10 protein-coding genes are annotated in these 13,498 nt (G+C 71.9%); 5 read left to right on the top strand and 5 right to left on the bottom strand.

Translation table 11 applies throughout. From position 1 onward, the window contains the following. Positions 1-20 precede the first annotated feature (20 nt). A complete protein-coding gene (gene aspS, locus ACH4FX_RS08065) occupies positions 21-1,784 on the bottom strand; it encodes an aspartate--tRNA ligase (protein WP_398476303.1) in 1,764 nt (587 codons plus the stop codon). Positions 1,785-1,946: 162 nt separating this feature from the next. Here aspS and ACH4FX_RS08060 point away from each other — a divergent pair, with 162 nt between their 5' ends. Further along, positions 1,947-4,175 (top strand): SpoIIE family protein phosphatase, encoded by a 2,229-nt coding sequence (locus tag ACH4FX_RS08060; protein WP_398476301.1) that lies wholly within the window; start codon positions 1,947-1,949, stop codon positions 4,173-4,175. Here the strand turns inward: ACH4FX_RS08060 and ACH4FX_RS08055 are convergent. From ACH4FX_RS08055 to ACH4FX_RS08045, 3 genes are all read right to left on the bottom strand, one after another. Continuing rightward, the gene (locus tag ACH4FX_RS08055) at positions 4,088-5,224 is read right to left on the bottom strand and encodes an AI-2E family transporter (RefSeq protein ID WP_398476299.1); all 1,137 of its coding nucleotides are present in this window, start codon (positions 5,222-5,224) and stop codon (positions 4,088-4,090) included. The two genes, ACH4FX_RS08060 and ACH4FX_RS08055, sit on opposite strands and share 88 nt — an antisense overlap. Positions 5,225-5,339: 115 nt before the next feature. Further along, complete coding sequence (locus ACH4FX_RS08050; protein WP_398476298.1) at positions 5,340-6,296, bottom strand: pirin family protein; 957 nt, start codon at positions 6,294-6,296, stop codon at positions 5,340-5,342. Positions 6,297-6,487: 191 nt separating this feature from the next. Further along, positions 6,488-6,958 carry an SseB family protein gene (locus ACH4FX_RS08045; protein ID WP_003980379.1) on the bottom strand — a complete coding sequence of 157 codons (471 nt, stop codon included), beginning with the start codon at positions 6,956-6,958 and terminating at the stop codon, positions 6,488-6,490. 91 nt (positions 6,959-7,049) lie between these two features. On the opposite strand from ACH4FX_RS08045, the gene ACH4FX_RS08040 reads away from it, so the two are divergent. Together ACH4FX_RS08040 and ACH4FX_RS08035 are read left to right on the top strand one after the other, a co-directional pair. Continuing rightward, complete coding sequence (locus tag ACH4FX_RS08040) at positions 7,050-7,508, top strand: hypothetical protein (RefSeq protein WP_398476296.1); 459 nt, start codon at positions 7,050-7,052, stop codon at positions 7,506-7,508. Positions 7,509-7,681: 173 nt separating this feature from the next. Beyond that, the gene (locus ACH4FX_RS08035; RefSeq protein ID WP_398476294.1) at positions 7,682-9,508 is read left to right on the top strand and encodes an acyl-CoA dehydrogenase; all 1,827 of its coding nucleotides are present in this window, start codon (positions 7,682-7,684) and stop codon (positions 9,506-9,508) included. 173 nt (positions 9,509-9,681) lie between these two features. Here the strand turns inward: ACH4FX_RS08035 and ACH4FX_RS08030 are convergent, their stop codons facing one another. Then, entirely contained in the window at positions 9,682-10,023 is a 342-nt protein-coding gene (locus ACH4FX_RS08030; protein ID WP_398476292.1) for an ArsR/SmtB family transcription factor, read from the bottom strand. A gap of 194 nt (positions 10,024-10,217) precedes the next feature. On the opposite strand from ACH4FX_RS08030, the gene ACH4FX_RS08025 reads away from it, so the two are divergent. After that, positions 10,218-11,513 carry a M18 family aminopeptidase gene (locus ACH4FX_RS08025; RefSeq protein WP_398476290.1) on the top strand — a complete coding sequence of 432 codons (1,296 nt, stop codon included), beginning with the start codon at positions 10,218-10,220 and terminating at the stop codon, positions 11,511-11,513. 1 nt (position 11,514) lies between these two features. Then, positions 11,515-13,413 carry a BTAD domain-containing putative transcriptional regulator gene (locus ACH4FX_RS08020; RefSeq protein WP_398476288.1) on the top strand — a complete coding sequence of 633 codons (1,899 nt, stop codon included), beginning with the start codon at positions 11,515-11,517 and terminating at the stop codon, positions 13,411-13,413. The last annotated feature ends 85 nt before the right edge of the window (positions 13,414-13,498 follow it).

Here is a 13,498-nt window from a genome sequence, read left to right as displayed (position 1 = left end):
CCATCACACGTCCGAATGAACTACTTGACCTGCGGCTTCCGGATCGACAGGTGCAGCTCCTTCAGCCGCGCCTCCTCGACCTCGCTCGGGGCGCCCATCAGGAGGTCCTGGGCGTTGCCGTTGAGCGGGAACGCGATGGTCTCGCGGATGTTGGGCTCGTCGGCGAGGAGCATGACGATGCGGTCGACGCCGGGGGCGATGCCGCCGTGCGGCGGGGCGCCGAACTTGAAGGCGCGGAGCATGCCGCCGAACTCGGCCTCGACGGTCTCCTTCGAGTAACCGGCGATCTCGAAGGCCTTGTACATGACCTCGGGCTCGTGGTTGCGGATGGCGCCGGAGGACAGCTCGACGCCGTTGCAGACGATGTCGTACTGCCAGGCGAGGATGTCCAGCGGGTCCTTGGTCTCCAGCGCCTCCAGGCCGCCCTGGGGCATGGAGAACGGGTTGTGGGAGAACTCGGTCTTGCCGGTGTCCTCGTCCTTCTCGAACATCGGGAAGTCGACGATCCAGCAGAAGCGGAACTCGTCCTCGACGAAGTGGCCGGTGCGCTTGGCGGCCTCGACCCGGACCGCGCCCATGATCTTGGAGACCTCGTCGAACTCGCCGGCGCCGAAGAAAACCGCCGAGCCGGGCTTCAGGTCCAGGGCCTCGACCAGCGCCTTGACGTCGTCCTCGGTGAGGAACTTGGCGATCGGGCCGGTCAGGGTGTTCTCGTCGCCGACGCGGACCCAGGCCAGGCCCTTCGCGCCCTGCTGGACGGCGAAGTCACCCATCTGGTCGAAGAACTTGCGCGGCTGGTCGGCGGTGTCCGGTACGGCCAGGGCGCGCACGTGCTTGTCGGCGAACGCCTTGAAGCCGGAGCCGGCGAAGACCGACGAGACGTCGACCAGCTCCAGCTCGGCGCGCAGGTCCGGCTTGTCCGAGCCGTACTTGAGCATCGACTCGCGGAACGGGATGCGCGGGAACGGCGAGGTGACCGTACGGCCGCCGCCGAACTCGGTGAACAGCTCGGTCATCAGCTGCTCGATCGGGCCGAAGACGTCCTCCTGCTCGACGAAGCTCATCTCGACGTCGAGCTGGTAGAACTCGCCCGGCGAGCGGTCCGCGCGGGCGTCCTCGTCGCGGAAGCAGGGCGCGATCTGGAAGTAGCGGTCGAAGCCCGCGATCATCAGCAGCTGCTTGAACTGCTGGGGGGCCTGCGGCAGCGCGTAGAACTTGCCGGCGTGCAGCCGGGACGGGACGAGGAAGTCGCGGGCGCCCTCGGGGGAGGTCGCGGACAGGATCGGCGTCGCCATCTCGTTGAAGCCGAGCGCGGTCATCTTGTGCCGGATGGCGGAGATGACGGCGGTGCGCAGCATCAGGTTGCGGTGCATGCGTTCGCGGCGCAGGTCCAGGAAGCGGTATTCGAGGCGCTTCTCCTCGTTGACCCCGTCCTCGGTGTTGATCGTGAAGGGGATCTGCTCCGCGGCGCCCAGCACCTCGACCTCGGAGACCTCGACCTCGATCTCACCGGTGGGCAGGTCGGGGTTGACGTTGTCCGCGCCGCGCGCGCTGACCTTGCCGTCGATGCGGACGACGGTCTCCTTGGTCAGGGAGGACAGCGCCTCGTTGGCGGGGGTGCCGGGGCGGGCGACGAGCTGGACCAGGCCGTAGTGGTCGCGCAGATCGATGAAGAGGATGCCGCCCAGGTCACGTCGATTGTGCAGCCAGCCGCTGAGGCGGACGTCGGTGCCGACGTCCGAGGCTCGGAGCTCGCCACAGTTATGGGACCGGTACCGATGCATCGCTCATCCAAGTCGTCGCAAGTGGAGATGTGACAGTTTCCGCTCCAGGTTACCGGTCACCCCACCGCCGCTCATTGACATATACGCGTCAGAACGGCCATGCGAGGATGGTGGTACCCGCCGCGCTGGTCGGGTCCCGTCAAACCCACATAAAGTGATGCAATGCGCACCAAGGATCTCCTGGCCGCCACCGCGACCGGCCTGTGGCGCTGGGACAACGTCTCGGGACAGGTGACCGTCGACGCCGAGACGGCCCGGCTGCTGGGGCTGCCCGCGGAGCCCGCCGAACTGTGCGAGGCGGCGGTGCGCTCCCGCCTCCACCCGGCCGACTTCGCCGAGATCACCGGCATCGTCAACCTCGCCGTCAGCGAGAGCAGCGTCGCCGAGGCCCGGCTGCGCGTCATGGACAGCGCGGGCCGGGTGCTGCGCACCGTCCGCACCCGCTCCCGCGCCTTCCTGCGCAGCGAGACCGACCACACGGACTACGAGCTGGTCGGCACCGTCCAGGAGATCTTCGAGTCGCAGCCCGGCACCGCCTCCCCGCACGCCCCGGCCGCCGGCGACTGGCGCCGCTCCCGCGAGGCGTTCCTGCTGGACGCGGGCCGCGCGCTCGCCGAGGCGCACTCCACCGCCGAGGTGCTGCGCGTCGCCGCCGGCCTGTCCATGCCCGGCTTCAGCCCCGACGGCCTGGCGGTCTTCGGCATCGAGGGCGACCGGATCTCCGTCATCGGCCACCACGGGCACCAGCAGGGCGACGTCCAGCCCTTCGTCGACATGCCGCTGGACACCGACTACCCGGCCGCCGAGGTGGTACGGACCGGCCGCGCCATCTACCTGCCCTCTCCGGAGGACTACAAGCGCCGCTACCCCTCCACCTGGCCGCTGGCCGCCGTCTTCCGCCGCACGTCCTGGGCCTTTCTGCCGCTGGTCAGCGCGGGCCGCACGATCGGCGCCTGGATGGCCGCCTTCGGCACACCGGTCGCCTTCACGCCCGACGAGCGCGCGGTGCTCACCACCGTCGCCCGGATGCTCGCCCAGGCGCTCGCCCGCGCCGGTGACCAGGAGTCGCGGCGCGAGCTGACCGACGGGCTGCAACGCAGCATGATGCCGACCGTGCAGCCGGACATCCCCGGTATGACGGTGGCCGCGCGGTACGTGCCGACCGGCGGGGGCCTGGAGGTGGGCGGCGACTGGTACGACATGATCACGCTGCCGTCCGGCCGGATCGCGCTGGTCATCGGCGACGTACAGGGGCATGACGTACGGGCCGCGGGCCTGATGGGACAGCTGCGGATCGCCCTGCGCGCCTACGCCTCCGAGGGCCACCACCCGGACGCGGTGCTCTCCCGCGCCTCCCGCTTCCTGTCCGGCATCAACGACACCGAGTTCGGCGGCGAGGACCCGCGCTTCGCGACCTGCCTGTACATCGAGGTGGACCCGGCCACCGGCCTGCTGGACATCGCGCGGGCCGGCCACCCCGACCCGACCATCCGGATGGCCGACGGCACGGTGCTCGTCCGGCCCACCGCGGGCGGCCTGCCGCTGGGCATCGTGCCGGACACCGACTACCCCACCACCCGGCTCGTCCTGGAGCCCGGCGAGACGATGCTGGTCTGCACGGACGGGCTGATCGAGACCGGCGGGCACGATCTGGAGTCGGGCTGGGCGCGGCTGCGGCACGTCATCGAGACGTACGGGGCCGAGGACCCGGCCGGGGACGGCACGGCGCCGGCCGTCGCGACCCTGGAGGACACGGCGGGCCTGGAGCGGCTCGCCGACGCCCTGGTCCAGGCCGTGCACGGCCCGTCCTCGTACCACACCACCGGCCCGTTCGTGGATCGCCGCGAGGACGACATAGCGATGCTGCTGCTGTGCCGCGAGGGCGGCAGCTGCGGTGTGGGCAGCGGCGGCGGGGCGGCGCACCAGCCCGTCCGCCGTACGGTGCTGACCGTCAAGCAGGCCGAGCCCGAACGGATAGCGGAAGCCCGCGGACAGATCCGCGACGTGCTGCACGACTGGGCCGACGAGGACCAGGTGGACTCCGCCGTCCTGATGGTCTCCGAGATGGTCACCAACGTGCTGATGCACACGGACGGCGACGCGCTGCTGGTCGCGGAGATCACCGGGGAGAAGGGGAGCCGCCGCATCCGGGTCGATGTCGCCGACGGCAGCGACGAGCTGCCGCACCGCCGCACCCCGGGCGAGCTGGCGTCCTCGGGGCGCGGCCTGATGCTGATGGAGCTGCTGGCCGGCGCGTGGGGGGTGGACCCCCGCGGCGACGGCAAGTCGACGTGGTTCGAGCTCTACGAGGACGCGGCGGGCGGCCCGGAGCCGTCGCTGCCGGAGGCGGCCGGCGCGCCCGGTGACTCGCTGCCCGAGCCCGCGGCGTAGTGCCGGCGCAGCTCCGAGAGCACGCCGAAGGCCGCGGCGGTCAGCGGCACGGACAGCAGCATGCCCATCACCCCGGCGACGCCGGCGCCCGCGGTGATCGCCAGCATCACGATCGCCGGGTGCATCTGGACCGTACGGCTCTGCACCATCGGCTGGAGGATGTGGCCCTCCAGGAAGAACACCGCCACGACGATCCCCAGCGTCCAGATAGCGATGGCCGGGCCGCGGTCGTCGGCGAACGCGACCAGGACGGCCACCGAGCCGGACAGGAACGATCCCAGGTACGGGATGTAGGCCCCCACGAAGACCAGCGCGCCCAGGCCGAACGCGCCGGGCACCTGGAGGATCAGCAGGCCGATGGTGATGCCGACGGCGTCGATCAGCGCGATCAGCGTCGTCCCGCGCATGAAGCCCTCGATGGCCTGGAAGCCGCGGCGGGCCATCTGCTCCAGGCCGGGCCCCGAGTCGCCGGGTGCCCAGTCGTGCAGCGCGCGGACGGCCTTGTCCGCGTCGCGCAGGAAGAAGAAGGTCAGGAACAGGGCGAGGACGGAGGCGGCGAGGGTGGCCGCGACCACGCCGACGCCCTCCAGGAGGCCGCTGGCCGCGGTCCCGCCGAACTTCCCTATGAACGGCTTCGCGTTCGAGACGATGTCGTCCAGTGACGTGCCCGCGGCGCCGAAGTGCCGGGACACCTCCTTGGCGGCGTCCTTCAGCGAGGCGATGATCTGGTCGCCGGTGTCGATCAGCGCGCTGACGACGATGTAGCCCGCCCCGCCGACCACCACGACCAGCAGCGCGCAGGTCAGCCCGGCGGCCAGCGAACGGTTGAGCCTCATCGCCACCAGCCGCCGGTAGACCGGCCCGAGCAGCGCGCTGCCGAGCAGGGCCAGCAGGACGGGGGTGACGGCGGCGCTCAGCAGCACGCACAGCCAGACGCCGACGGCCACCACGGCGGCGACGAGCAGGCCCACACCGCACCAGGCCGCGGCGCGGCGGGCGGCGACCGGGAGGAGCGGCTGACGGTCCGGGGATCTCAGATCGTTTCGCACCCTGCCAGTGGATCACGGGGCCGCCCGCCCGCGGCGGCATTCCGCCGGGAGCGGATGCGGCCGGGGCGCCGCGGGCGGGTACGGGCCGCTGTCGGCGCGTACCCGCCGTACCGGCTCAGTGCCCTTCGGCGGGCACCGTCCCCAGCCGCCCCGCCTGGAAGTCCTCGAAGGCCTGGGCCAGTTCGGCGTGGGTGTTCATCACGAACGGGCCGTAGTGCATCATCGGCTCGCGGATCGGCCGCCCGCCCAGGAGGACGACCTCCAGGTTGGGGCTGCGGGACTCCTGGGTGGCGTCCGCGCGGAGGGTGAGCGAGTCGCCGCCGGGGCCGAACACGACGGCCTGGCCCATGCGGAACGGCCGTCCGGTCGGCCCGGCGGTGCCGCGCCCGGCCAGTCCGTACGCCAGCGCGTTGAAATCCGAGCGCCAGGGGATGGTCACTTCGGCACCCGGGTTGACCGACACATGCATCATCGTGATCGGCGTGTGGGTGATCCCGGGCCCCTGGTGACCGCCGATGTCCCCGGCGATCAGCCGCAGCAGCGCGCCGCCGTCCGCCGACGTCAGCAGCTTCACCTGGCCGCCGCCGATGTCCTGGTAGCGGGGCGCCATCATCTTGTCCTTCTTGGGCAGATTCACCCACAGCTGGAGGCCGTGGAAGAGCCCGCCGGTCATGACCAGCTCCTCCGGCGGCGCCTCGATGTGCAGCAGGCCGGAGCCCGCCGTCATCCACTGGGTGTCGCCGTCGTTGATGACCCCACCGCCGCCGTGCGAGTCGCGGTGCACGAAGCTGCCGTCGATCAGGTACGTAACGGTCTCGAAGCCGCGGTGCGGGTGCCAGGGGGTGCCCTTGGGCTCGCCCGGCGCGTACTCCACCTCACCCATCTGATCCATCATGATGAACGGATCCAGGTACGTGTAGTCGATGCCGGCGAAGGCACGGCGTACCGGAAAGCCCTCCCCCTCGAAACCGCCGGGCGCGGTGGCGACCGCGAGCACGGCGCGCGGCCGGGCGTCGGCGGGCGCCGCCACCCGGGGCAGGGTCAGCGGATTCTCTACGGTCACTGCGGGCATGACGGCCTCCTCGGTCGTTCGTCCTTCAATTTAGTTGAACACTGAACAACCTGCAAGGCGTCCGCCATTCCCCGGGGTGCCCCGGGGCATGGGACGACCGTGGGAAGCGGCCACCGGGGCGGAGGGACACGCGGGCAAAAGAAAGCGGCGGCACCCGCCGGGTGCCGCCGTCCTACGAGGTCGGGCGCGCGTCAGCCGTACATCCGGCGCATCGCGAAGTCGACCATCTGCTCCACGGACTTGGCGTCGAAGACCATGCGGTGGTCACCCTCCATGTCCAGGACGAAGCCGTAGCCGGTGGGGAGCAGGTCCAGGACCTCGGCGCCGGTGATGACGAAGTACTTGGACTCCTTGCCCGCGTACCGGCGCAGCTCCTTGAGCGAGGTGAACATGGGGATGACCGGCTGCTGGGTGTTGTGCAGCGCCAGGAAGCCGGGGTTGTCGCCGCGCGGGCAGTAGACCTTGGACGTGGAGAAGATGCCCTGGAAGTCCTCCGCGGACATCGATCCGGTGGTGAAGGCCCGCACCGCGTCGGCGAGGGAGGGCGGGGACGGCTCGGGGTACAGCGGCTGCTCGCCGTAGCCGCCGGGGGCCGGGTGCTGCGGCGGGGGCGCGCCGTACTGCTGCTGCCCGGCGCCGGCGTTCTGGTCGTAGCCGTACATGCCGCACAGCGTACTGAGTCGGCACGGCCCCGTACGCCGCTACGTTGGAACGGCCAACGAGTTCGCCACCCACCGACCGAGGCCCCCACCGATGACCGACCGTGACCGCCGGAAACCGCGCATCACCCGCGGCGGCGTGCTGCTCACCCTCTCCGCGCTGACCGCCTGCGGACTGATGTTCTACGGCGCCCTCCAGCTCCGGGATTCGGGGACCGCCTGGTCCCTGACGTACGAGGCCACCTCCACCGGCGGGCCGCCGCACGCCGACGAGGTGCGCTACCGGCACGACTCCGGCCCGCACCCGGGCGGCGAGCGGCTCGACGACCGGACCGGCCGGACGCGGCTGCCCTGGCGCCGGACGGTCGTCGTGAACGGCGGCGAGGAGGCGCGGCTGGAGGTGATGCCGGCCGGGAACGGCACGGCCTCCTGCCGGATTCTGCTCGACGGCCGGCGGGAGGTCGCCGCGGGGAAGTCGCCGGGGCCCGGCAAGCCCGCCGTGTGCCGGGTGACCGCCAGTGACACGTCGCAGAAGTGGCCGGACCGGCCGTGAGCGCGCCGTAGGGGTGCCGCGGGCGTCCAGGGACGCTCGTCACAGATGGGCGGTCAGGGGTTGCTTCTTATTACCGACGGGTAGCATCATCGGAGCTACTTGCTGGTATTGCGTTTCGAGGTCCCTCGCTTCCAAGCGCTGGGTCCCCTCCCGAACCTTACGGAGCCGTACCCATGGGCCACTACAAGTCGAATCTCCGCGACATCGAGTTCAACCTCTTCGAGGTGCTCGGCCGCGACAGCGTGTACGGCACCGGACCGTTCGCGGAGATGGACGTGGACACCGCCAAGAGCGTGCTGAGCGAGATCGCCCGGCTCTCCGAGAACGAGCTGTCCGACTCCTTCGCCGACACCGACCGCAACCCGCCGGTCTTCGACCCGGACACCAACACCGCGCCGGTCCCCGACACCTTCAAGAAGAGCTACCAGGCGTACATGGACGCCGAGTGGTGGCGCCTGGGCATCCCGGAGGAGATCGGCGGCACCACCGCGCCGCGCTCCCTGCTGTGGGCCTTCGCCGAGACCATCCTCGGCGCCAACCCGGCGATCTGGATGTACGCCTCCGGCCCGGCCTTCGCGGGCGTGCTGCACGAGGAGGGCACCGAGGAGCAGCACAAGATCGCGCAGCTGATGGTGGACAAGCAGTGGGGCTCCACCATGGTGCTGACCGAGCCCGACGCGGGCTCGGACGTCGGCGCCGGCCGCACCAAGGCCACCCAGCAGGCGGACGGCTCCTGGCACATCGAGGGCGTCAAGCGCTTCATCACCTCCGGTGAGCACGACATGTCCGAGAACATCGTGCACTTCGTGCTCGCGCGTCCCGAGGGTGCCGGTCCGGGCACCAAGGGCCTGTCGCTGTTCATCGTGCCGAAGTACGACTTCGACTGGGAGACCGGCGAACTCGGCGAGCGCAACGGCGTCTACGCCACCAACGTCGAGCACAAGATGGGCCTGAAGGCCTCCAACACCTGCGAGATGACCTTCGGCGCCAACCACCCGGCCAAGGGCTGGCTGCTGGGCGAGAAGCACGACGGCATCCGCCAGATGTTCAAGATCATCGAGTTCGCGCGGATGATGGTCGGCACGAAGGCCATCGCCACCCTCTCCACCGGCTACCTCAACGCCCTGGAGTACGCCAAGGAGCGTGTGCAGGGCCCGGACCTGGCCGCCTTCACCGACAAGACCGCGCCGCGCGTCACCATCACCCACCACCCCGACGTGCGCCGCTCGCTGATGACGCAGAAGGCGTACGCCGAGGGCATGCGCGCCCTGGTGCTCTACACCGCGACCGTCCAGGACGAGATCATCGCCAAGGAGGCCGCGGGCGAGGACGCCTCCGCCGCGACCCGCCTGAACGACCTGCTGCTGCCGATCGTCAAGGGCTACGGCTCGGAGAAGTCCTACGAGCAGCTGGCCCAGTCGCTGCAGACCTTCGGCGGCTCCGGGTACCTCCAGGAGTACCCGATCGAGCAGTACATCCGCGACGCCAAGATCGACACCCTGTACGAGGGCACCACCGCCATCCAGGGCCAGGACTTCTTCTTCCGGAAGATCGTCCGCGACCAGGGCCAGGCGCTGACCGCCCTCTCCGAGGAGATCAAGAAGTTCCTCGCGGAGGCGGTCGGCGGCGAGGCGCTGGAGGCCGCCCGCGGCGAGCTGGCCAAGGCCGCCGCCGACCTGGAGGCCATCGTCGGCGCCATGCTGACCGACCTGGCGGCCACGGAGAAGGACGTGAAGTCCATCTACAAGGTGGGCCTGAACACCACCCGCCTGCTGATGGCCTCGGGCGACGTGGTCGTCGGCTACCTGCTCCTGAAGGGCGCGGCGGTGGCGAGCGAGAAGCTGGCCGGCGCCTCCGCCAAGGACAAGCCGTTCTACGAGGGCAAGATCGCCGCGGCCAAGTTCTTCGCGCACAACGTGCTGCCGGGCGTGTCCGTGCAGCGTGGCCTGGCCGAGACCGTCGACCAGTCGCTGATGGAGCTGGACGAGGCCGCGTTCTGAGGGGTCCCGAGGGACGTGGCGCGCGCTAAGGGCGTTCTAAGGACGGCTTAAGCCCCGTCCGGAAACGGCCGGTGCCCGGCCCGCTCTCACCGCGTTCTCAGAGAAGCACGCAAGACTGATGGTGTCCGCCTCCCATCCCCCGGGGAGGCGGGCATCGTCGTTCGGGACGCGCCTCAACCCCGGTCCGCCGGGGTCGGCAGCCCGCCCGGGTTGTCCCGGACCAGTCCGAGCAGCCCGGGGAAGCGGGCCTCGACCTCGTCCCGCCGCAGCGTCGCCGCCCGGCTGTTGCCGCGGTCCACCTGCCGGATCAGGCCGGATTCGCGCAGCACGCGGAAGTGGTGGCTGAGTGTCGACTTGGAGACCGGGAAGCCGAACGACGCGCAGGTGCGCGCGGCACCGCCGGGCTCGTGGGCCAGGGCCCGCACGACGTCGTAGCGCAGCGGATCGGCCAGCGCGGCCAGTACCGTACGCAGGGTCATCTCCGAGGGGGCCGGATGGCCCTCGGCATCGGGCATCGCGGGCACTCCCCTCGTTCCGTACGGCCGGAAACCGCCTCCGCCGCGCGGCGAAGGTTAGTCTCCCACCGTACCTAACCGGTGCATCACCCCCGGTCACCGCACCGCCCGCACACCACCGGAGGTGCCCATACCGTGATGCATGCGGATTCGCCTACCAGGGAAGGGCACCCGGCAGTCCTTATGCTGAAACCATGAGCCATTCCCCCCGCTTCGACCGCGGCCACACCGACGACCTGATGTCCTTCCTCGCCGCCGCCCCCTCGCCGTACCACGCGGTGGCCAACGCGGCCGAGCGGCTGGAGAAAGCGGGCTTCCGGCAGGTCGCCGAGACCGACGCCTGGGACGGGGAGAGCGGCGGCAAGTATGTGCTGCGCGGCGGGGCGATCATCGCCTGGTACGTGCCGGAAGGCGCCACCGCCGCCACCCCGTTCCGCATCGTCGGCGCCCACACCGACTCGCCCAACCTGCGCGTCAAGCCGATCCCGGACACCGGCCACCGCGGCTGGCGCCAGGTCGCCGTCGAGGTCTACGGCGGCACCCTGCTCAACACCTGGCTCGACCGCGACCTCGGCCTCAGCGGCCGCGTCACGCTGCGCGACGGCAGCACCCGGCTGGTCAACGTCGACCGCCCGCTGCTGCGGGTGCCGCAGCTCGCCGTCCACCTGGACCGCTCGGTCAACGCCGACGGCCTCAAGCTCGACAAGCAGCGCCACATGACGCCGATCTGGGGCCTGGGCGAGGTGCGCGAGGGCGACCTGATCGCCTTCGTCGAGGAGGAGGCCGGCGCGGACCCCGGCGACATACGCGGCTGGGACCTGATGCTGCACAGCGTCGAGCCCCCCGCCTACCTCGGCCGCGACCGCGAGCTGGTGGCCGGGCCGCGGATGGACAACCTGCTGTCCGTGCACGCCGGTACGGCCGCGCTGGCGACGGTCGCCACGGCCGCCGAGGAGATCCCGTACATCCCGGTGCTCGCCGCCTTCGACCACGAGGAGAACGGCAGCCAGTCCGACACCGGCGCCGACGGCCCGCTGCTCGGTACCGTGCTGGAACGTTCGGTCTTCGCCCGCGGCGGCACGTACGAGGACCGCGCCCGCGCCTTCGCCGGGACGGTCTGCCTCTCCTCCGACACCGGGCACGCCCTGCACCCCAACTACACGGAGCGGCACGACCCGGGCCACCACCCGATGCCCAACGGCGGCCCCATACTGAAGGTCAACGTCAACCAGCGCTACGCCACCGACGGCACCGGCCGCGCGGTCTTCGCCGGCGCCTGTGAGCGGGCCGGCGTGCCGTGGCAGTCCTTCGTCTCGAACAACGCCATGCCCTGCGGCACCACCATCGGCCCGATCACCGCCGCCCGGCACGGCATCGCCACCGTCGACATCGGTGTCGCCATCCTGTCGATGCACTCGGCCCGCGAACTGTGCGGCAGCGAGGACCCGCACCTGCTCGCGAGTGCCCTGACGGCCTTCCTGGAGGGCTGAGTTGGACTTCTCCCTGCTGGGCCCGATATCCGTCACCACCGGCTCCGGTGAGCTGACGCTCGGGCCCGCCAAACGGCGCAGCGTGCTGGCGCTGCTGCTGTTGCAGCCCAACACCACCGTCCCACTACAGCAGTTGATCGACTCCCTGTGGGAGGACGAACCACCCGAGCACGCCCGTACGGTCGTCCAGGGCCATGTCTCGCGGCTGCGCGCGACACTGGCCGCGGGCGGAGCCGAGGCGTACGGCATCGAGCTGGCCACCCACGGCTCGGCGTACCTGCTGCGCCTGCCGGAGGAGCTGATCGACGCCCACCGCTTCGCCGAACTGGTCGCGCTGGCGCGCCCGGAGGCGGCCCCCGGCGACGCGGTGCCGCTGCTGCGCGAGGCGCTCGGCCTGTGGCGCGGCCCCGCGCTCACCGGCACCGTCACCAGCCCGCCGTTCGCCGCCGCCGCGCACGCGCTGGAGGAACAGCGGCTGACCGCGACCGAGGCGCTGGCCCGGGCCCACGGCGCGCTCGGCGAGCACGAACAGGCCGCGGCGATCCTCTACACCGCCGCGGTCAACAACCCGCTGCGGGAAGGGACGGTCGCCGAGCTGATGCAGGCGCTGTTCCGTATGGGGCGGCAGTCCGACGCGATGGAGTGGTTCCACCGCACGCGGCGGCTGCTCGACGAGGAACTGGGCGTCGGGCCGGGCGCGCGGCTGAAGGGCGCGTACGAGAAGATCCTGCGGGCCGAGGAGGCGGGCGGTGGCGCGGCCGCCGGGGACGCCGGAGGGGACCGCGCTGCCGCCCGGACGGCGGACGGCACCGCCCGCGTACCCGCCCAGGTGGGACGCCGCCCCGCCGCCACGGACCCAGCGGGCACCGTGCCCGTCCGGTCCGCCGTACCGCGCCTGCTGCCCCGGCCGCCCGCCCGCTTCCTCGGGCGCGAGCAGCAGCTCGCCGCCCTGACCGCCGTGGTGCGGTCGGCCGAGCCGGGCGAGAGTCCGCTCGCCGTCGTCACCGGACCGGCCGGCGTCGGCAAGACCGCCTGCGCGGTGCAGTGGTCCCACGCGTACGCCGGGGACTTCCCCGACGGCCAGCTCTTCGCGGACCTGCGCGGCTTCAACGAGGGCGCGGCGGCCGAACCGGTCGAGATCCTGCGGGACTTCCTGCTCGCGCTCGGTACGCCGCCGGAGCGCGTACCGGACTCCGCGCAGTCCGCCTCCGCGCTCTTCCGGTCGCTGGTGGCCGACCGCCGGCTGCTGGTCGTCCTCGACAACGCGCAGAGTTCCGCGCAGGTCCGCCCGCTGCTGCCCGGCGGACAGCACTGCGCGACGGTCGTCACCAGCCGCAGCCGGCTGGACGGGCTGGTCGCCACCGACTGCGCCCGGCCGGTGGCCCTCCAGGCGCTCGGCCCGGAGGAGGGCACGGCGCTGCTCGGGGCGATGCTCGGCGCGGAACGGGTCGCGGACGACCCGGAGGCGGCGCGGGAGCTGGTGGGGCTGTGCGACGGGCTGCCGCTGGCGCTGCGGGCCGCCGCCGCGCAGCTGACGGCCCGCCCGCGCTGGCGGCTGGCCCGTCTGGCCGCCGCGCTGCGCGACGAACGGCGACGGCTGGCCCTGCTGTCCGCCGAGGACACCGGTGTCGCGGCGGCCCTGCGGATGTCCGTGGCCCGTCTCTCGGCGGACGACGCGCGCCTCCTCAGCGCGCTCGCCGCCGGCGCGGACGGACACCTGAACGCGTCCGTCGCGGCGGCCCTGGCGGGTTCCGACCCGGCGGACATCCAGGACAGCCTGGACCGGCTGGCCGAAATGCACCTGGTCGACGAGGAGTCCACCGACGTCTACACGATCAGCACGCTGACCCAGCTGTTCGCGCGCGACGAGGGGTCGGGAGGTGGCGGGGGAGGGGGCTGAGGGGCGGGGCGGTACGGGTGCCGGGGGCCCCGGACCGCCGCGGTGCGGGGTGGTGTGGTGCTGCTGGACGGGCACCTGAGGGCAG

Origin of the sequence: Streptomyces sp. NPDC018019, assembly GCF_044327805.1 — a bacterium.
In the GTDB taxonomy this organism is placed as follows: Bacteria; Actinomycetota; Actinomycetes; order Streptomycetales; family Streptomycetaceae; genus Streptomyces.
The sequence above is the reverse complement of the archived record's forward strand: the minus strand, read 5'-3'. Positions and strand labels throughout refer to the sequence as shown.